Source organism: Lentzea tibetensis (genome assembly GCF_007845675.1).
GTDB lineage: Bacteria > Actinomycetota > Actinomycetes > Mycobacteriales > Pseudonocardiaceae > Lentzea > Lentzea tibetensis.
Genome location: NZ_VOBR01000015.1, coordinates 195,124 through 212,958 on the forward strand (window position 1 = coordinate 195,124; position 17,835 = coordinate 212,958).

At 70.5% G+C, this 17,835-nt stretch carries 19 protein-coding genes; 9 read left to right on the plus strand and 10 right to left on the minus strand.

Going from position 1 to position 17,835, the window contains the following annotated elements; translation table 11 throughout:
- Positions 1–7: 7 nt before the first annotated feature.
- The 3 genes from FKR81_RS24070 to FKR81_RS24080 are packed head-to-tail and all read left to right on the plus strand — an operon-like array spanning position 8 to position 1,806.
- Positions 8–595 carry a PadR family transcriptional regulator gene (locus tag FKR81_RS24070; protein ID WP_146354612.1) on the plus strand — a complete coding sequence of 196 codons (588 nt, stop codon included), beginning with the start codon at positions 8–10 and terminating at the stop codon, positions 593–595.
- Positions 592–939, plus strand: coding sequence for a hypothetical protein (locus FKR81_RS24075; protein ID WP_146354614.1), 348 nt, complete (start codon positions 592–594; stop codon positions 937–939). The genes FKR81_RS24070 and FKR81_RS24075 overlap by 4 nt, the downstream gene beginning before the upstream one ends.
- Positions 940–1,806 (plus strand): sucrase ferredoxin, encoded by an 867-nt coding sequence (locus FKR81_RS24080; protein ID WP_146354615.1) that lies wholly within the window; start codon positions 940–942, stop codon positions 1,804–1,806.
- Here the strand turns inward: FKR81_RS24080 and FKR81_RS24085 are convergent.
- Entirely contained in the window at positions 1,790–2,410 is a 621-nt protein-coding gene (locus tag FKR81_RS24085; protein WP_146354616.1) for a TetR/AcrR family transcriptional regulator, read from the minus strand. The genes FKR81_RS24080 and FKR81_RS24085 overlap by 17 nt on opposite strands.
- 219 nt (positions 2,411–2,629) lie before the next feature.
- Here FKR81_RS24085 and FKR81_RS24095 point away from each other — a divergent pair, with 219 nt between their 5' ends.
- Positions 2,630–3,136, plus strand: a complete 507-nt coding sequence (locus FKR81_RS24095; RefSeq protein ID WP_146354618.1) for a CGNR zinc finger domain-containing protein — start codon at positions 2,630–2,632, stop codon at positions 3,134–3,136.
- On the opposite strand, the gene FKR81_RS24100 is transcribed toward FKR81_RS24095, so the two are convergent.
- Entirely contained in the window at positions 3,123–3,623 is a 501-nt protein-coding gene (locus FKR81_RS24100; protein ID WP_222598383.1) for a hypothetical protein, read from the minus strand. The genes FKR81_RS24095 and FKR81_RS24100 overlap by 14 nt on opposite strands.
- 51 nt (positions 3,624–3,674) lie before the next feature.
- Between FKR81_RS24100 and FKR81_RS24105 the strand changes: the two genes are divergently transcribed.
- Positions 3,675–5,114, plus strand: coding sequence for an amidase (locus tag FKR81_RS24105; RefSeq protein WP_146354620.1), 1,440 nt, complete (start codon positions 3,675–3,677; stop codon positions 5,112–5,114).
- Between the two features lie 57 nt (positions 5,115–5,171).
- On the opposite strand, the gene FKR81_RS24110 is transcribed toward FKR81_RS24105, so the two are convergent.
- From FKR81_RS24110 to FKR81_RS24135, 6 genes are all read right to left on the minus strand, one after another.
- Positions 5,172–6,242, minus strand: coding sequence for a hypothetical protein (locus FKR81_RS24110; RefSeq protein WP_146354621.1), 1,071 nt, complete (start codon positions 6,240–6,242; stop codon positions 5,172–5,174).
- Between the two features lie 101 nt (positions 6,243–6,343).
- Complete coding sequence (locus FKR81_RS24115; RefSeq protein WP_235921731.1) at positions 6,344–7,495, minus strand: SPFH domain-containing protein; 1,152 nt, start codon at positions 7,493–7,495, stop codon at positions 6,344–6,346.
- A 17-nt stretch (positions 7,496–7,512) separates the two neighbouring features.
- Complete coding sequence (locus FKR81_RS24120) at positions 7,513–7,938, minus strand: NfeD family protein (RefSeq protein ID WP_146354623.1); 426 nt, start codon at positions 7,936–7,938, stop codon at positions 7,513–7,515.
- A 42-nt stretch (positions 7,939–7,980) separates the two neighbouring features.
- Positions 7,981–8,790, minus strand: a complete 810-nt coding sequence (locus FKR81_RS24125) for a DUF3097 domain-containing protein (protein ID WP_146354624.1) — start codon at positions 8,788–8,790, stop codon at positions 7,981–7,983.
- Between the two features lie 66 nt (positions 8,791–8,856).
- Positions 8,857–9,594: an aminoglycoside phosphotransferase family protein gene (locus tag FKR81_RS24130; RefSeq protein ID WP_186763142.1), complete on the minus strand. Its 738-nt coding sequence runs from the start codon at positions 9,592–9,594 to the stop codon at positions 8,857–8,859.
- A gap of 5 nt (positions 9,595–9,599) precedes the next feature.
- Positions 9,600–9,977, minus strand: a complete 378-nt coding sequence (locus tag FKR81_RS24135) for a hypothetical protein (protein ID WP_222598384.1) — start codon at positions 9,975–9,977, stop codon at positions 9,600–9,602.
- A gap of 296 nt (positions 9,978–10,273) precedes the next feature.
- On the opposite strand from FKR81_RS24135, the gene FKR81_RS24140 reads away from it, so the two are divergent.
- The gene (locus FKR81_RS24140; RefSeq protein WP_146354627.1) at positions 10,274–10,684 is read left to right on the plus strand and encodes a hypothetical protein; all 411 of its coding nucleotides are present in this window, start codon (positions 10,274–10,276) and stop codon (positions 10,682–10,684) included.
- Between the two features lie 38 nt (positions 10,685–10,722).
- On the opposite strand, the gene FKR81_RS24145 is transcribed toward FKR81_RS24140, so the two are convergent.
- Both FKR81_RS24145 and FKR81_RS24150 read right to left on the minus strand, forming a co-directional pair.
- Complete coding sequence (locus FKR81_RS24145; protein WP_146354628.1) at positions 10,723–11,508, minus strand: SCO1664 family protein; 786 nt, start codon at positions 11,506–11,508, stop codon at positions 10,723–10,725.
- Positions 11,509–11,511: 3 nt separating this feature from the next.
- Complete coding sequence (locus tag FKR81_RS24150) at positions 11,512–12,078, minus strand: DUF3090 domain-containing protein (RefSeq protein WP_146354629.1); 567 nt, start codon at positions 12,076–12,078, stop codon at positions 11,512–11,514.
- Positions 12,079–12,157: 79 nt separating this feature from the next.
- Between FKR81_RS24150 and FKR81_RS24155 the strand changes: the two genes are divergently transcribed.
- The 3 genes from FKR81_RS24155 (at position 12,158) to rph (ending at position 17,797) form a co-directional block, all read left to right on the plus strand.
- The gene (locus FKR81_RS24155; protein ID WP_146354630.1) at positions 12,158–14,044 is read left to right on the plus strand and encodes a dipeptidyl-peptidase 5; all 1,887 of its coding nucleotides are present in this window, start codon (positions 12,158–12,160) and stop codon (positions 14,042–14,044) included.
- 130 nt (positions 14,045–14,174) lie between these two features.
- Positions 14,175–15,032 carry a S66 peptidase family protein gene (locus tag FKR81_RS24160; RefSeq protein WP_146354631.1) on the plus strand — a complete coding sequence of 286 codons (858 nt, stop codon included), beginning with the start codon at positions 14,175–14,177 and terminating at the stop codon, positions 15,030–15,032.
- A 170-nt stretch (positions 15,033–15,202) separates the two neighbouring features.
- Positions 15,203–17,797 carry a rifamycin-inactivating phosphotransferase gene (gene rph / locus FKR81_RS24165; RefSeq protein WP_146354632.1) on the plus strand — a complete coding sequence of 865 codons (2,595 nt, stop codon included), beginning with the start codon at positions 15,203–15,205 and terminating at the stop codon, positions 17,795–17,797.
- Positions 17,798–17,835 lie beyond the last annotated feature (38 nt).

The following is a 17,835-nucleotide window of genomic DNA, read 5'->3' on the forward strand; positions in this document are numbered from 1 at the left end:
AGCGGATATGAAGTATCGCAGGACGAACCCGCTGGCACTCGCGGTGCTGGCACTGCTGTGGGAACGGCCGATGCATCCCTACGAGCTGGCGGCGACCATGCGGGAACGGCACCAGGAGAACGTCATCAAGCTCAACTACGGCTCGCTCTACACCGTGGTCGACGGCCTCGCGAAAGCCGAGCTGATCAGGCACGTCGAGTTCAGCCGCGAGGGCAAGCGGCCCGAACGCTCGGTGTACGCGCTCACCCCGGAAGGTCGCGCCGAGCTGGACTCGTGGCTGCGCGAGCTGATCGCGGTACCCGCCCGCGAGTACCCGCAGTTCGAGGCGGGCATCTCGATGGTCGGCCTGCTCCCTCCGGACGAGGCGCAGCTGCTGCTCACCCGGCGCGCGGCCGCGGTCGAGGAGCACATCACCGCGTTGACCACGCTCACCGCCCAGCTCAAGGAGCGGGGACTCCCCCGGCTCGCGTGGATCGAGCTCGACTACCGGATGACGATGCTGCGCGCCGAGCACGCGTGGCTCACGTCGTTCACCGAAGCGACCCGCGACGGCACCGTCGACGGGCACCAGTTCTGGGTGGAGGCGCACAGATGAGGAAGAGACTGCTGTTCGAGGTGACCGGCGTGGTCAACGCGCCGGTCGAGAAGGTCGCCGAGCTGATGTTCGCGTCCGGCCCGCCGAGCGGCGTGCACACCGACGCCGACCGCGCGACCAACACGATCTCCTACTGGGGCAACTGGTGGTACCGGGGCGAGGACTCCGTCGAGGAACACCCCGACGGCGCGCGCCTGGTGCACCGCGTCTACAACATCGCGCCGCAGGGCAACTGGGCGGCCTACCTCGCCAACAAGCTGTTCATCGGCTACCGCGCGACTCTCGAACGGAGCATGAGGGACCGGGTCGCCGACTACCAGGCCAAGCTTGATTACTCTGGTTGAGTGACACAGCGGTGCTCCGTGTTCTCCTCAGCGCTCGACGAGCCGCTGGCGGGCACGGCCGCGTCCGCGACCGCCTGGCTGTGCCTGGAGCAACCGGGCCCGTGGGGGCGGGACGCGCTCGTCGAGAGCCACCTCGACCCCGTGCTCGGCGCCGAGCTCTCCCGCCGCGCGTCGGCGTCCGCGGTGCGGGTGCTGCTGATCCGCCGTCCCGGACGGCACGCCGACACCCGCGTGCCGACGCGGCGCCGCGTGTTCCTCGCCGCGACCACGCCCGGCGCGTCGTGGCTGGAGCAGGCGATGCTCACCGCACCGGACGAGCTGCTGGAACTCGACTTCGCCGCACTCGGCGCGGGCCGGTCGACGGCGTTCGGGACGCCGGTGGCCGATCCGCTGCTGATGGTGTGCACCAACAGCAAGCGCGACGTGTGCTGCGCGCTCTACGGCAGGCCGATCGCAACCGAACTGAATCTCTGGGAGTGCACGCACACCGGTGGGCACCGCTTCGCACCCACCGGCGTGCTGCTGCCGACCGGCTACCTCTACGGCCGCCTCGACACCGACCTGGCGAGGCGGGTCACCACCGGCGGCATCGTCGCCGAGCGCTGCCGGGGCCGTTCGTGCTGGTCACCGCAGGCGCAGGTCGCGGAGAACGCGGTGCGCGCGGAGATCGGCGAGACCGCCGATGTGCTGACGATCGGCGCCGAGTCGCCCGGCACAGTGGTCGTGCACCACGCGGACGGCCGGGAGTGGCGGGTCGCGCTGCGCGAACAACCGGTGCCCGCCCGGCCCGCGTCCTGCGGCAAGTCACCGGACACGGCGATCGCGCTCGTGGCGACGACCGTGGACGAGCTCATCCGCCTGCGCTGAGCCCCGGCGCGGCAGCCGGTACCGCCTGCGCCGGTGCGGCGGCCGCGAACAGGCCGATGCCCAGCGCGTACGGGTCGTCCAGACCGACCGTCCGCAGCGTGTCCACCGGCAGCGCCAGCAGCGAGATCGCCACACCCAGGAAGTACGCGTCGAGCAGGCCGGCGTCGCGCACGGTGCTCGGCAGCCCGGCCGCCTGGTGCAGCGCCGCACCGGCCTCGGCGTTCGCGACGACCATGCCGCTCAGCGCCTCCCGCACACCCGGCCGGCGCACCGCCTCCAGGTACAACTCCATCATCGCGAGCATCTGCGTCGGGTCGTCCGCGACCGCGCGGCGCAGCAACGCCGGGTACAGCTCGGAGACGTCCGTGGGACTGATGTCGGCGGGGGTGGTCTCGCGCAGCCGCTCGACCGCGTCCTTGTGCAACGTGGTCATCCGGTGCGCGGCGGCCTCGAGGATCGACTCACGGGTGCGGAAGTAGTTCTTCGCCGTCCCCAGCGGCACACCCGCCTCGCGGTCGATGGCGCGATGGGTCAGACCGCGGCCGCCCTCGACGGCGAGGATCTGGATCGCGGTGTCGCACAGGAGATCACGACGGTTCGTCATCAACCATGATCGTAATCGGACCACCACACCCGTGGTGCACCGGGGTGGATCTTGTGAACGCGCTGGTCCCCGCCGTCGCGACGACCTCGCCGTGATCAACGACGAGCCACTGCCCGCACACGCACCGCAGGTACGAGACGGAGCCGTGCGAGGAGACGAGCGCGGGATCGGGCCAGCCGCAGGAAGGACACATGCCTCCGAGCCTGCTGTAATGGTTCTATGCACTTCAACCCTTACGGCGGGGCGGCGGCGGAACTGGCCGTGCGGCTCGTGAACGCCGACGGCACCGAGGACCTGCTGGGGCTGCTGCGCGACGCCGGCTACAAGCCGCTCGGCGAGCTGACCGACGCGCAGGCGGCCGAGCTGCGGCGGTGGTCGCGGCGGCTGCGGGAGGCGTTCACCGCGCCGACGGTCGACCTGCTCAACGGCCTGCTCGCCGAGACGACGACCGAGCCGTACATCTCCACCCACGACGGGCGCGACCCGCACCTGCACTTCGCGAAGATCGACGCGCCGACCGACGAGCGGGTCAAGGCCTACACGGCGGCCGGGCTCGCGACCCTCTACTGCGAGGACCCGTCCCGCATCGGGCACTGCGACCGGGACGGGTGCGGCGTCGTCTACGTGGACACCTCGCGCAACGGGCGGAGGCGGTTCTGCTCGGCCAGGTGCGCGAACCGGGTGCACGTGGCCGAGCACCGCGTCCGCGCGGTCACCAGCCGCTGATGTTCTTCAGCCTGCGCGGCACGTACTCGTCGCTGCCGAACAGGCCGTAGGTCATCGCCCGGTAGCTCGTGCCGTAGCCGCCGCGCTGCTCGTAGGCCATGTACGCCGACTTCCCGGGGTTCGACCACTTGTGGAAGATCACGACGTGGCGGGTGTTGCCGTCACCGATGGAGTCGATCATCAGGTCGCCGGGCAGCATGGCGCTGACCTCGATGCGCATCGTGTAGGTGTCGGTGTTGAGCTGCACCGTGTTCGGGCCGGGCGTGCTGAGCTTCGCGGCCATGGACGCGTAGCCGGAGCAGTCCATGCGGTAGCCGTCGGTCCAGTTGGTCTCCTGGCTGTAGGGCACCCGGCCGCCGTTGTTCGCGGTGAGCCAGCTCGCCGCCCGGTTGATCAGCTCCGAGCGGCTCACCGGCGCGGCCGACGCGGGCGCGACCAGTGTGGTCATGCCGACCAGCAGGGCGGCGAGAAACGCTAGGACTCTCATCGGGGTTACTCCCATTCCGTAGATCACCTGTCGGCGCTTAGGGTGCGGTTCATGGATCTGACCCCAGCGGACTTGACCGGGGTGTGCTTCGCGGGCGCGGCGCGCCAGGCCGAGCTCATGCGCGCGGGCGAACTGTCGTCACGTGAACTCGTCGCTGAGCACCTGAGTCGCATCGACCGGTTCGATCCGAAGCTCAACGCGTTCCGCCTGGTGTTCGCCGAGCAGGCCACCGCGCAGGCCGCGGAGGCCGACGAGCGGCGGGCCCGCGGCGAGGACGCGCCGCTGCTGGGCGTGCCGATCGCGGTGAAGGAGGACCTCGCGATCGAGGGCCTGCCCACCACCAAGGGCACCAACGCCGTGCGCACCCCCGCTCCGGACGACTCGCACGTCGTGCAGCGCCTGCGGGAGGCCGGCGCGGTGATCATCGGCCGCACCCGCATGCCCGAGCTGGGCCTGTGGCCCTACACCGAGAGCGCCTGGGCCGGTCCGACCCGCAACCCGTGGTCGCTCACGCACTCGTCGGGAGGCTCGAGCGGTGGTTCGGCGAGCGCCGTCGCCGCGGGTCTGGCGGCCGCGGCGATCGGCACGGACGGCGCTGGTTCGATCCGCATCCCGTCCGCGGTGAGCGGCCTGTTCGGTCTCAAGCCGCAGCGCGGCCGCGTCTCGCTCTACCCGGACCGCGAGGGCTGGACGGGCATGGTCGTGGCGGGCCCGCTCGCCCGCACCGTGGCCGACTGGGCGCTGGTCGCCGACCAGATCCGCGGCTCGCGCCCCGGCGACGCCCACGTCGCGCACCCGCCGCGCACGTCGTTCGTCGAAGCCGCGGCCACCGAGCCGGGTGCCCTGCGGATCGGCGTCTCGCTGCGGCCGTGGGGTCCGGGCATCCCGATCGACCCCGAGGTCCGCACGGCGGTGCTCGACACCGCGACGCTGCTCGGCGACCTCGGCCACGACGTGGTGCGCCTCGACCCGCCGATGCGCGACTACACCGCGCCGAACCTGTTCTCGGCCAGGTACCTGAACAACGCCTACGACACCCGCATGGCACTCGAACTGCCCGACAACGTGGAGGCCCGCACCCGCCAGGCCGGCGAGCTGGGCAGGCGGCTCCCCCGCGCGCTCGTGCGCAAGGCGCTGTCCGGCGACCGCGCGCTCACCGCGCACGCGAACCGGATCTTCACCGACGTGGACGTGCTGCTGACCCCGGCGCTGACCCGCCCGCCGATCCGGGTGGGCGAGTGGGACGGCCGCTCGACGTTCACCGCGCTGCTGGCCGCGTCCCGCTACACGACGTTCCTGCCGCTGTGGAACATCGTCGGCAACCCCGCGGCCGCCGTGCCCGCCGGGTTCTCCGCGTCCGGGCTGCCGCTCGCGGTGCAGCTCGTGGGGCGTCAGCACGACGAGTGCACCCTGCTGCAGGTGTCCGCGCAGCTGGAACGCGCACGTCCCTGGGCCGATCGGGTGCCCCCAGGCTTCGGTCATACGAACTAGGATACTGCGAAAGCGGACTATCCGAAACCGTCGTTCTCGGGTGCCGGGAAACGACGCCTACAGCCCCCTGCGGGTCAGGTCGTCGAGCAGCTGCCGGTCCGCGATGTGCCGCAGCTTGATGTGGTCGAGGTAGTCGCCGAACGCGTCGGGCTGCAGCTCCCGCAACCGCTCCAGCCACCCGATCATCTCGTCGCCCTCCGCCGACCCGCGGCGGGCGAGCTCGACCTCGATGATCCGCCGGTACACCTCCACCGCGAGAGGCGACCCGTCCCCCACGAGGTGCTGGAGCAGTGAAGCCCGCAGCGGCGGCCAGTCCGGTGTGTGCACCACGAGCGTTCGCAGCTTGAGGTAGACGTCGAGGCTCGGGTGGTCGAGAAAAGCGTCCCGGCACAACGCCGTCGCCCGCTCCGGCGCGTCCATCCGCAGGTACTCGTCCACCGCGAGGTCGATCAACCGGGCCGCGGCGCCGCGCCCGCCGGTGGCCCGCAGCCCGCGCTCCACCCACTCCAGCGCCTCGGCCGACCGGCCCGCGTCCTGCAGCACCGTCGCCACCTGCAGGAAGTGCCAGCCCGACGACAGGTCGCGCGTCAGCACCATCAACTGCAGGTCGACGTCCTCGGTGTACTCGGCCAGCTCCTCCATGATCCGCAGCAACGCCCACCGGTTGCGGTCGTAGCGCCCGGTCTCCCCGAACTCGATCACCGGCAGCCGCGAGAACCGGGCCACCGCGACGTCCCGGTAGTAGGCGAGGCCGTCGTCGTTGAGCGCCGTCGTGTACATCGCGAGGCTCACCTCGGGCGCCTCGGGATGGTCCATCTGCAGGCGCAGCAACCAGTCCGCGAGTCGCACGGGGTCGGGCGGGGCGACCGCGCAGGCACGCGCGTGCGTCTCCAGCACCCGGTGCGCCAGCTCGGCCAGCTCGACGCGGTGGCCGCGCGAGGCCAGCACGGCGTCGGCGAGCTGTTCCACGATCTGCTCGGACAGCAGCACGAGCTCGAGACCGGGGTCGGTGACCAGCAGCGACTGCAGCTCGACGGACACGCCCACCAGTTCCTGCCACCGCGACTGCCACGACTCCTCGTCGTCCGGGAGCAGCGCGCTGGCCACGACGGCAGGCAGTGGGACCATCAGAACATCCAACCTCACCGCTGGAGCTTTTCCATGAACCAAAAGGGCCACGTTCCAACTGGAACATGGCCCCTGGGCTCGGAATCGTTACCGCGGAACGGCTACGACTGGTCCGGCTGCTGCAGCGAACGCGGCGCGTCGGCGGCGAGCGGGCTGGGCACTTCCTTGCGGGCGACGGCTTCCGCGGCGGCGACGGCCTCGGCGACCTTCGGGTCCGGCGCGGTGTCGAACCAGTCGGCGATCGAGGCGTCGTCGTCCTCGGGACGGGGCTGCTCGTCGGGCGCGGCGGGCGGCTCGTAGCGGAAGACGCCGTCGTCGCCGGGTGCGCCGAGCATGCGGGCGAAGCCCTCGAGCGCCTTGCCGTAGTCGGTGGGCACCATCCACACCTTGTTCGCGTCGCCCTGCGCCATCTGCGGCAGCGTCTGCAGGTACTGGTAGGCCAGCACCTCCGGCGTCGGCTTGCCCGCCTTGATGGCGGCGAAGACCTTCTCGATGGCCTTGGCCTGGCCCTGCGCCTGCAGGTAGCGGGCGGCGCGTTCACCCTGCGCGCGCAGGATGGACGACTGGCGCTCGGCCTCGGCGGTGAGGATCGCGGCCTGCTTGGCGCCCTCGGCGGCGAGGATCTGGCTCTGCTTCTGGCCTTCCGCGGTCTTGATGGACGACTCGCGCTGGCCTTCGGCGGTGAGGATCATGGCGCGCTTCTCGCGGTCCGCGCGCATCTGCTGCTCCATCGAGCCCTGGATGGAGGGCGGCGGGTCGATCGACTTCAGCTCGACGCGGGCGACGCGGATGCCCCACCGGCCGGTGGCTTCGTCGAGCACGCCGCGCAGCTGCTGGTTGATCGAGTCACGCGAGGTGAGCGTCTCCTCCAGGCTCATGCCACCGACGACGTTGCGCAGCGTCGTGATCGTCAGCTGCTCGACACCGACGATGTAGTTGGAGATCTCGTACACCGCCGAGCGCGGTTCGGTGACCTGGAAGTAGATGACGGTGTCGATGGACACGGTCAGGTTGTCCCTGGTGATCACCGGCTGGGGAGGGAAGGACACGACCTGCTCGCGCAGGTCGATGCGCGCCCGGACGCGGTCGATGAACGGCACGATGACGTTCAGGCCGGGTGCGGCCGTGCTGCGGTAGCGGCCGAGCCGCTCGATGACCGCCGCCTGGGCCTGCGGGATGACCTGCACGGCCTTGATGGCGATGATCAGCACGAACAACGCGAGAACCGCGATGACGATGATCGTCGGGCTCAACAGAAGTACCCCTCCACTCATGACTCGGCCAGCACCACTGCGGTCGCACCCGAGATCTCGACAACGGTGACGGCGGTCCCCGGTTCGATCACGAGCCCTTCGAGGGTGCGTGCGCTCCAGGTATCGCCGCCGATCTTCACCTGCCCGCCGTTCTCATCCACGAGCGACAACGCGACGGCCTTGCTGCCGAGCAGTGCCTCGTGGTGCATCGGGATGTGCTGCCCGAGCTGCAGCCTCCGCTTGATCACCGGACGGGCCCCGACGATGAGTCCGAGCGACGACGCGGCGAACACGAGCACGCTCACCAGGTCGGCGGCACCCAGTGCGGACGCACCCGCGGCGGCCAGCGCTGCCGCGCCGAGCATCACCAGCACGAAATCACCGGAGAGCACTTCGGCGATCACGAGCAGGATCCCGACGATCAGCCAGATCAGCGCGGCCATGCGGAAAGTCTTACACCACGGGGTGAGCGGTTGAGCCGAAATTCACCGGTCCGCGCCAGTCGTGACGAAATCGATCAATTGCTCCACCGAGCCGAGCAGAGGTGACTCCAGGTCGCGGAACCCGCCGACCGCGCCGAGCACCCGCGCCCAGCCCTCGTAGGTCTCTCCCCAGCCGAGCGCGGCGCACACGCCTTCCTTCCACGGCACGCCGCGCGGCACGACCGGCCACGCCGCGATCCCCACCGCGGACGGCTTCACCGCCTGCCAGATGTCGACGTAGGGGTGGCCGGTGACCAGGACGTTCTCGTCGCGGATACCGGCGACGAGCCGGGATTCCTTCGAGCCGTCGACGAGGTGGTCGACGAGCACGCCGAGGCGGCGGCCGGGTCCGGTGCCGAACTCGGCGATCCGGGCGGCGAGCTCGTCGACGCCGTCGAGCGGTTCGACGACGACGCCTTCGACGCGCAGGTCGTGGCCCCAGACGCGTTCGACGAGCTCGGCGTCGTGCTTGCCCTCCACCCAGATGCGGCTGTCGCGGGCGGTCCGCGCGCGCAGGCCTTCGACGCGCACCGAACCGGACGCGCTCGCCTGGGGTTTCTGCGGCTGCGGTGCGGGTTTCACCAGCGTGACGGGCTGTCCGTCGATGAGGAACGCGGCGGGGCGCAGCGGGAAGACGCGGTGGCCGCCGTGCCGGTCCTCCAGCACGACCTGGCCGTACTCGAACCGGACGACCGCGCCGCAGAACCCCGACGCGGGGTCCTCCACCACCAGGCCCGGCTCGGCGGGCACCTCGGGCACCTTCTTGCGCTTGGCCTGGGCGAGGACGTCGCGGCCGTAGTCGTGGGATTGCACGACCCGCGACCCTAATCGTCACCCGTCCGGCTGACGGGCTGCCACGCCGCCCGTGTTCGTCGGAGGTCAGGGGAAGAAGGGGCGGAAGGCGTCGCACCACAGGCGCAGCCGGTCGCCGTCGACGACACCGGAGAGCGCTTCGATGCGCTCGTCGTGGTCGGTGCCCGCGTAGACCATGTCGACCGCGTCGACGGCCGGGTCGCCGATGCAGGGCCGGGGATCGATGGCGATGGGCCCGCGGTCGCCGCCGTCGAGCACGTTGCCCAGGTGCAGGTCGCCGTGCAGCAGCTTGGGCTCGACCCGGTCGAGCGCGAGGTCGGCGGCGGCGCGGTGGTAGGCGTCGACGTCCTTGGTGGTGCGCTTGCGCAGCAGCGCGAAGACGAAGTCGACGCGGTCTTTGAGCGGCTGGAACCCCTCGGCGTCGATGTGCAGCTCGGCGAGCAGGTCGGGCAGGAAGAAGTCGTCGACCGGGGTGCCGGGTTCGACCGCCTCCAGCAGCAGCGCGCCCGCCGGGAGGTCCTGGTCGAGCAGGCTCACCATGGAGGGCACGCCGTCCCACGCCTTCAGCGCGCGGTGCTCCGACAGCGCGATGTCGATCTCGGGGGTCAGCTTCAGGATGACCGGTGTGGTGTCGCGCCAGCAGTAGAACGTGGCGGACGTGCCGCCGGGCATGTGCTTCTCGACCCGCAGCTCCCACTGCTGGGAGAGGTGGTCGACGAGCTCGGGCAGGCCGTCGATCCAGGTGGTCACGTCCTGACCGAAGCGCCTGATCAGCCGACCGCGCGCGAGCTCGTCCACCAGCATGATCGTCACGCTAGCTGGTCGGCCTCCGCCTGTCTGCGCCATTGGTAGGCGGCGAGCGCGTTGCGCCAGCCCGCGTTGTTGTCGAAGCACTCGTCGAGTACGTGCAGGTCACGTTCGCCGTCGACCAGGACGACCTTGCCTTCGTGGACCCACGTGCCAGGGGGTAGGACACCGCGCGTCTCGACTGCCAGCACCAGCCGGTCGCACACGAGCCGCTGGGTGCGGCCACCGTCCTTGTCCACGATCAACGCGGGGGTGTCGATGTCGACAGACTTGACCACCACATCGCGGTACACCCGGACGCCGATCTCGCCCAGATCCGTTTCGGTGACATCGCCTATGAGATCGACCCGGCCGAACCGCCGCGCCACGTGGGATGCCACAACGGCTCCCACCTGCCCCGTTCCGACGACGATGACCCGTTCGGTGTAAGCCATGTTGCCCGCATTTCCGCATTAAGCATTTCAATTGCGTTTTCGCTGGTCAGAGCAACGTAAACGACTGATCATCTAGGCGTCAATCGCCCAAACAATGGTGATCTCAATAGGTCTATAACATTCCGTGAGGAATATTTCATTCGGACCCGATCGAGACGCTGCGACAGGAAAAACTGAACCACTCCCGGAAGGTGTGCGTGGTCACGGTTACCTACTCCGCCATCAGCGATTCGAGGATCTTCATGACCACTCTCGAACGGTTCGACCTGCGACTGGCCCGGACCTCGCTGCAATACGCCATCGACTACGGCTGGACGACCGAGGTGGTCGGCACCCGCCTGGTGTTCACCAGGACCGACCACGTCGTCGGCATCGCCGTCCCCGAGACCGAGGCGGCCCCGATCGTCGCGCACCTCGCGGCGCACCGGCTGTCCTACCCCGTCGTCCGCCTGCCCGAGCGTCCGGACGACGTCGTCTTCCTCGGCACCACGCACACGATCTCCAGCGCGCCGTGGCCGCTGGTCGAGGTGTCGCTGCCGCCGAGCCAGACCAGCGAGGGTCCCGTCACCTGGGTCGTGCCGCCGCGCCGCAGCCCCAACCCGGTGCCCGCGCTGGCGACGCTGCTCGCCGCCATGCGCACCTTCAGCCGCTAGAACGCCGGCGCTGGAACCCAGGCGCCAGAAGTCAGCCGCTAGAACGCCGGCCAGGGAATCGCCGGCCAGTCCCCCGACGGCTCCGGGTGCACGCCAGCGGCCAGCAGCTTGTCCGTGCGTTCCGCGACGGCCCGCACCTCAGCGCGGGTCAGGTGCTCGTGCAGCACCTCACCGACGTCACCGTCGAGCGCGGAACGCAGCCGCAGCAACGCCTCCCGCGCCTCACCGGGGATCGCCTCGCCCAGCCATCCCCACAGCACGGTGCGCAGCTTGTTCTCGGTGTGCAGGCAGATGCCGTGGTCGACGCCGTACACCGCGCCGTCGAGCGCGTGCAGCACGTGGCCGCCCTTGCGGTCGGCGTTGTTGACCACCACGTCCAGCACGGACATCAGCCGCATCCGCGGGTGGTCGGCGTGCGCCAGCACCGCGGGCTCGCCGTAGCGGTCGTGCGCGTGCAGGACGGTGCGCCAGCCCGGTTGCACCTCGGACTGCGCGACGATGTCGACGAGCTCGTCCTCTTCGCGGGTGTCGATCCACAGCTGGACCATGCCGGTGCCGAACGGTCCCGGCCGCAGCACGGTCGGCGGCACCAGGCCCAGCCCGGCGGCTTCGGAGATCAGGTACGTGGCGACCTCGCGGCCGGCGAGCGTGCCGTCGGGGAAGTCCCACAGCGGACGCTCACCGCGCACCGGCTTGTACACGCAGTGCGCGTCGACACCCTCGTGGGTGATCTTGCCGAACAGCGTGGCGTTCGACGCGTCGACGAGCCTGCCTTCGACCTCGATGCGGCCGTGCGTCAGCAGTTCCACCGCATCGTCGATCACGCTCTACTCCTCGTCGGAACGCCGGTAGCCGTTCTGCCTCGGGCAGATGTGGCCCTCCGGGTCGAGCGGCTCGGCGCACAGCGGGCACGGCTTGCGGCCCGCGTTCACGACCCGGTCGGCGCGCTGGGCGAACGCGCGGGCGGCCGTGGGGCTGAGGAACACCCGCACCGCGTCCGGCCCCTCCTCGGTGTCGTCGAGCACGACGGCCTCGTCGACCTCCTCCTCGGAGATCGCGAGGAGCTCGATCACGACGGCCTTGGACTCGGCGTCCCAGCCCAGTCCCATGGTGCCGACCTTGAACTCCTCCTCGACGGGCACGTCGAGCGGGTCGACGTCGAGGTCGTCCGCGGGTGGTTCGTCGGGCACGTCCGCGCCGAACCTGCGGTGCACCTCCTCGAGCAGCGAACCGATGCGCTCGGCGAGAACGGCGACCTGTTGCTTCTCCAGCGCGACGCTGATCAACCTGCTCTGCTCGGAGGCCTGCAGGTAGAAAACGCGGTCGCCTGGTTGCCCGACTGTCCCGGCGACGAACCGGTCGGGCTGGCGGAATACGTGAATGACACGAGCCATGGCAGGTACGACCCTAGGCCACGTGGAGATCGTCGGCAGTTCCTCCCCCCGCATAGGTGCGCGCGTATAGGGTCGGCGTGTGGTGAAGATCGCTTCGTACGGCACGTGGACGTCTCCGATCGGTTCCGCCGAGGCCGCAGAGGCCGGTGGCGGGTTGCAATGGGTCGACCTGCACGGCGCATCGGTGTGGTGGGCGGAGAGCCGTCCAGCCGAGGGTGGCCGGGTGGTTCTGGTCCGTGACGGCGTCGACGTGCTGCCCGCCCCGTGGAACGCGCGCAACCGCGTGCACGAGTACGGCGGGCGCCCGTGGGTGGTGCTGTCGGACTCGGTGGTGGCGTTCACGAACTGGGACGACCAGCGGGTCTACGTGTTCGACCCGGCGGCGCCGCAGCCGCGGCCGATCTCGCCGGAACCCGCGCGCCACCACGGCATCCGCTACGCCGACCTGACCGCCGGCCCGGACGGCGAGGTGTGGTGCGTGCGGGAGACGATCACCGGTGAGGCGCGCACGGACGTCCGGCGCGAGCTGGTGGCGTTGCCCGTTTCCGGTGGCGAGCCTCGGGTTCTGGCCGCGTCGCACCACTTCATGTCCGGCCCGAAGATCTCGCCCGACGGCACGCGGTTCGCGTGGCTGGGCTGGAACCACCCGCAGATGCCGTGGGACGGCACGGAGTTGTGCGTCGCGACGGTCGGCTCGCCGGACTTCGAGGTGCTCGCCGGTGGTGAGTCCGAGGCGGTGTGCCAGTTCGAGTGGGAGGGTTCGTCACTGCTGGCGCTGACCGATCCCGATGGCTGGTGGAACCTGTTCCGCGTCGCGCTCGACGGGTCGCGCGAGAACCTGGCGCCGTGCGCGGAGGAGCTGGGCGGCCCGATGTGGCGGCTGGGCAACCGCTGGTTCGCGTCGCTGGGCGTGGGCCGGTACCTGGTGCTGCGCAGCGGCAGGCTCGCGGTGCTCGACGAGCGCAGCGGCACGGTCACCGACGTGGAGACCGACCTGCCGACGTGGAGCGCGAACCTCGCGGTGCACGACGGGATCGTGGTCGACGCCGCCGCCGGGCCCGCGGCGGAGTTCGCGGTGGTGAAGCTGGACCTGTCCAACGGTGAGCTGACGAGGCTGACCGGTGGCGAGCACTCGTTCGCCCCCTATCTGCCGGTGCCGGTGGAGCGGATGTTCGGCGAGGTGCCCGCCTACGTGTATCCGCCGAGCAACCCCGACTTCGCGGGGCCCGCAGACGAGCTGCCGCCGTTCGTGGTGCACGTGCACGGCGGGCCGACCGGGCGGGCGCTGCCGACGCTGGACATGGACATCGCGTACTTCACCAGCCGCGGCATCGGTGTGGTGGCGGTCAACTACGGCGGCTCCACGGGGTACGGGCGGGCGTTCCGCGAGCGGCTGCGCGAGCAGTGGGGCGTGGTGGACGTCGACGACTGCGCCGCGGTCGCGTTGGGGCTGGCCAAGGAGGGCACCGCGGACCGGGCCCGGCTCGGCATCCGCGGCGGCAGCGCCGGTGGGTGGACTTCGGCGGCGTCGATGACGTCGACCGACGTGTACCGGGGCGGCATGATCGCGTTCCCGATCCTCGACCTGGCCGGGTGGACCGGTGACGGCGGGGAGACGCACGACTTCGAGTCCCGCTACGTGGAGGGGCTGGTCGGGCCGCTGCCCGCGGCCGCGGCCCGGTACGCGGAGCGGTCGCCGTCGAACAAGGTGGACAAGCTCGCCGGGCCGGTGCTGCTGTTGCAGGGCCTGGAGGACGAGATCTGCCCGCCGGAGCAGGCGGACCGGTTCGTCGCGGCGCTGGACGGCAGCGGGATCCCGCACGCGTACCTGACGTTCGAGGGTGAGCAGCACGGGTTCCGCATGGCGGCGTCGATCATCGCGGCGCTGGAGGCGGAGCTCTCGTTCTACGGGCAGGTGTTCGGGTTCGTGCCGCCCGGTGTGCCGGTGCTGGAGCTGCGCCGGTGACCTCCGGCCCGCTCTTACGACGATCTTGTGCAGAGGTCCCCCGCGCAGGGGGACCCCTGTTTTTCACTCTGCCACGAGACACCGACAGTTCCGGGCCGCGAGAGCGGAGTTGTCCACAGGCTGGCCGCCGATGCCGATGACGCTGCGCCGGGGTGACCGGGTGGCGCTGGTGTCGCCCGCGGGTCCGGCCCCGGCGAACCTGGTCGCGGCCGGGGCGAACATCCTGCGGTCGTGGGGTCTGGACGTCCAGGAGTCCGTGCTCGGCGCCGGGGTGGACGCGTTGCCGTACCTGGCTGGCCCGGACTCCGCGCGCGCCGGTGAGCTGACGGCGGCGTGGCGTGACCCGCGGGTGAGCGCGGTGCTGTGTTCGCGCGGCGGGTACGGGTGCCTGCGCATCGTGGACCAGGTGGACTGGGCGGCGTTGCCGGACAAGCTGTTCGTCGGGTCGAGCGACGTGACGACGCTGCACGCCGAGCTGTGGGCGTTGGGGCGCATCTCGATCTTCGGGCCGATGCCGGGCACCGAGGCGTTCGTGAACGACCCGGCGGCGCAGGCGCGGTTGCGGCGGGCGTTGTTCGCGCCGGAGTGGACGTTCCGCGGTGGCGCGCCGCTGGTGGGCGGGGTGGCGCGGGGCGTGCTGGTGGGCGGGAACCTGTCGCTGCTCGCCGCCGCGGTGGGCGGGCCGAGGTTCATGTTGCCGGACCGGGCGATCCTGCTGCTGGAGGACGTCGCGGAGGAGCCGTACCGGGTGGACCGGATGCTGACGCAGCTGGTGCGCGCCGGCGGGTTCGACGGGGTCACCGGGATCGTGCTGGGGTCGTGGACGGACTGCGGTGACGTGCTGCCGGTGCTGCGCGACCGGCTGGGGCAGCTGGGTGTGCCGGTGCTGGCGGACTTCGGGTTCGGGCACTGCGCTGGCCAGCTCAGCCTGCCGCTCGGTGTCCAGGCCGAGCTGGACGCGGATCTGCGGACGCTGACTGTTCTTTAGGGCTCACCCAGTCGAGGAATGCGGCCTGCAAAAGGCGAAGGCAAGGAGTTCACTCACTCCTTGCCTCTTTCAACATATAGCGCACCGGGGGCCTTGCGGCAAGGCCCCGGTCGTGCCGCAGAATCTCCGGCCGAAGCCAGAACCTGCCGAAATGGGGTGTCGGTAAGAACATGGGCAGCTATGTGCTCGGTCTTCAGGAGATCGACCAGACGCAGGTCGCGGTCGTGGGTGGCAAGGGCGCGCACCTGGGGGAGCTTTCGCGGATCGACGGTGTCCGCGTGCCGGCCGGCTTTTGCGTGACGACGGACGCATTCCGGCGAATCGTGGAGGACGCGCCGTCAATCGACGATCGGCTGGATCGGCTGTCGCGCCTGAACCCGGACGACCGGGAGGCGATTCGCACGGGCAGCGCGGAGATCCGGCGGATCCTCGAAGGGATCGTCGTTCCCGACGACGTCGCGGCGGCGATCACGGGCGCACTCGCCGGGCTCGGCGAGCGAGCCGCCTGCGCCGTCCGATCGAGTGCGACGGCGGAGGACCTGCCGACGGCGTCGTTCGCGGGCCAGCAGGACACGTACCTGAACGTCGTCGGGCCGGCGGCGGTCCTCCAGCACGTCAGCCGGTGCTGGGCCTCGCTGTTCACCGAGCGGGCCGTGACCTACCGGCTGCGCAACGGCTTCGACCACCGCAAGGTCCACATGGCCGTGGTCGTGCAGCAGATGGTCTTCCCGCACGCGGCGGGCGTCCTGTTCACGGCCGACCTCGTCACGTCCAACCGGAAGCTCGCCTCCGTGGAGGCGAGCTTCGGTCTCGGCGAGGCCCTGGTGTCCGGCCTGGTGAACGCGGACGCCTACCAGGTGCGGAACGGCGAGATCGTCGCCAAGTCAGTCGCAACCAAGGAGCTCGCCATCCACGCCCTGCCGACCGGCGGGACGGAGGAGCAGGCGATCGATCCCGCGCGGCGGGAGGAACCGGCGCTGACGGATGCGCAGGTCGTGCGGCTCGTGGAGCTCGGCAGGCGGATCGAGGCGCACTTCGGCCGTCCCCAGGACATCGAATGGTGCCTGGTCGACGACGGTTTCCAGATCGTCCAGAGCAGGCCGATCACCACGCTGTTCCCGATCCCCGAGAGCGGCGACGAGGAGAACCACGTCTACGTCTCCGTCGGTCATCAGCAGATGATGACCGACCCGATGAAGCCCCTGGGGCTCTCCCTGTGGCAGCTGACGACCTCCCGGCCCATGGCCGAGGCAGGCGGGCGCCTGTTCGTCGACGTCACCCGGATCCTGGCCTCGCCCGCGAGCCGCGACGGCCTCGTCGAGGTGCTGGGGAAGTCCGATCCGCTGATCAGGGACGCGCTGCGGGCCGTCCTCGACCGCGACGGCTTCATCCCGTCGCTCCCGGACGAGGGTCCCGGCGAGTCGATTCCCGGTGTCGCGCCGGCCACGATCGAGACCGATCCGGACGTCGTCACCGAGCTGATCGGGCTCGGCGAGGCTTCCGTCGCCGCGTTGAAGCGCGACATCCGGGCGAAGTCCGGGTCGGGGCTGCTCGACTTCGTCCTGGCGGACCTGCAGGAGCTGCGCCGGATCCTGTTCGACCCGCGGAGCCATCAGGTGATCATGGCGGGGATGCAGACGACGTGGTGGCTCAACGAGAATCTGCAGGAGTGGCTGGGCGAGAAGAACGCGGCCGACACGCTCTCGCAGTCCGTCGCCCACAACGTCACGTCGGAGATGGGGCTGGCCCTGCTCGACGTCGCGGACGTGATCCGCCCGCATTCGGAAGTCGTCGCGTTTCTGCAGGACGTCGCGGGCGAGGGCTTTCTGGACGAGCTGGCCGACCTCGAGGGCGGGCCGGAAGCACGAGACGCCATCCGGGCTTACCTCGACAGGTACGGCATGCGCTGCGTCGGCGAGATCGACATCACGAGGCCGCGGTGGAGCGAACGTCCCGCCACGCTCCTGCCGATGATCCTCACCAACATCAAGAACTTCGAGCCGGGCGCCGGCGCGCGCCGCTTCGAGCAGGGGCGGCAGGAGGCGTCGAACAAGGAAGAGGAGCTGCTGGAGCGCCTGCGAGCCCTGCCGGACGGGGAGCCGAAGGCCGAGGAGACCAAGCGGATGATCGATCGCCTCCGGACGTTCATCGGGTACCGGGAGTACCCGAAGTACGGCATGGTCAGTCGCTACTTCGTCTACAAGCAGGCCTTGCTGGAGGAGGCCGAGCGCCTGGTGGCGGCCGGTGTGCTTCGGGAGAAGGAGGACATCTTCTTCCTGAGGTTCCAGGAACTGCAGGACGTCGTACGCACGCGGCAGGTCGATGACGAGCTCATCCGTGGGCGCGCGGAAGCGTTCAGGTCGTATCAGGCGCTCACGCCACCCAGGGTGCTCACGTCGGATGGCGAGGCCGTCGCCGGCGCGTACCGGCGCGACGATCTGCCGCCCGGTGCGCTGGCCGGCCTGCCGGTGTCCGCCGGGACCGTCGAAGGGCGGGCCCGAGTCATCCTGGACGTGGCGCAGGCCGATCTCGAACCGGGCGACATCCTCGTCACGGCGCACACGGATCCCAGCTGGTCTCCCCTGTTCGTCGCGATCGCGGGCCTGGTGACGGAGGTCGGTGGCCTGATGACCCACGGCGCGGTGATCGCACGGGAGTACGGCCTGCCGGCGGTCGTCGGGGTGGAACACGCCACGCACCTGATCCGGGACGGGCAGCGGATCAGGGTGAACGGAACCGACGGCTACATCGAGATCCTCACCTAGATACCTGGTGCCATGAGGGGAGCTTTCCCAGCGGTCTG

What these genes read in the sequence shown, in the direction of transcription:
- FKR81_RS24070 (WP_146354612.1), top strand. Translation starts at nt 8, where the DNA reads ATGAAGTATCGCAGGACGAACCCGCTGGCACTCGCGGTGCTGGCACTG.
- FKR81_RS24075 (WP_146354614.1), top strand. Translation starts at nt 592, where the DNA reads ATGAGGAAGAGACTGCTGTTCGAGGTGACCGGCGTGGTCAACGCGCCG.
- FKR81_RS24085 (WP_146354616.1), bottom strand. Translation starts at nt 2,410, where the DNA reads ATGACGAACCGTCGTGATCTCCTGTGCGACACCGCGATCCAGATCCTC.
- FKR81_RS24095 (WP_146354618.1), top strand. Translation starts at nt 2,630, where the DNA reads ATGCACTTCAACCCTTACGGCGGGGCGGCGGCGGAACTGGCCGTGCGG.
- FKR81_RS24100 (WP_222598383.1), bottom strand. Translation starts at nt 3,623, where the DNA reads ATGAGAGTCCTAGCGTTTCTCGCCGCCCTGCTGGTCGGCATGACCACA.
- FKR81_RS24105 (WP_146354620.1), top strand. Translation starts at nt 3,675, where the DNA reads ATGGATCTGACCCCAGCGGACTTGACCGGGGTGTGCTTCGCGGGCGCG.
- FKR81_RS24110 (WP_146354621.1), bottom strand. Translation starts at nt 6,242, where the DNA reads ATGGTCCCACTGCCTGCCGTCGTGGCCAGCGCGCTGCTCCCGGACGAC.
- FKR81_RS24120 (WP_146354623.1), bottom strand. Translation starts at nt 7,938, where the DNA reads ATGGCCGCGCTGATCTGGCTGATCGTCGGGATCCTGCTCGTGATCGCC.
- FKR81_RS24130 (WP_186763142.1), bottom strand. Translation starts at nt 9,594, where the DNA reads ATGCTGGTGGACGAGCTCGCGCGCGGTCGGCTGATCAGGCGCTTCGGT.
- FKR81_RS24140 (WP_146354627.1), top strand. Translation starts at nt 10,274, where the DNA reads ATGACCACTCTCGAACGGTTCGACCTGCGACTGGCCCGGACCTCGCTG.
- FKR81_RS24150 (WP_146354629.1), bottom strand. Translation starts at nt 12,078, where the DNA reads ATGGCTCGTGTCATTCACGTATTCCGCCAGCCCGACCGGTTCGTCGCC.
- FKR81_RS24160 (WP_146354631.1), top strand. Translation starts at nt 14,175, where the DNA reads ATGCCGATGACGCTGCGCCGGGGTGACCGGGTGGCGCTGGTGTCGCCC.
- rph (WP_146354632.1), top strand. Translation starts at nt 15,203, where the DNA reads ATGGGCAGCTATGTGCTCGGTCTTCAGGAGATCGACCAGACGCAGGTC.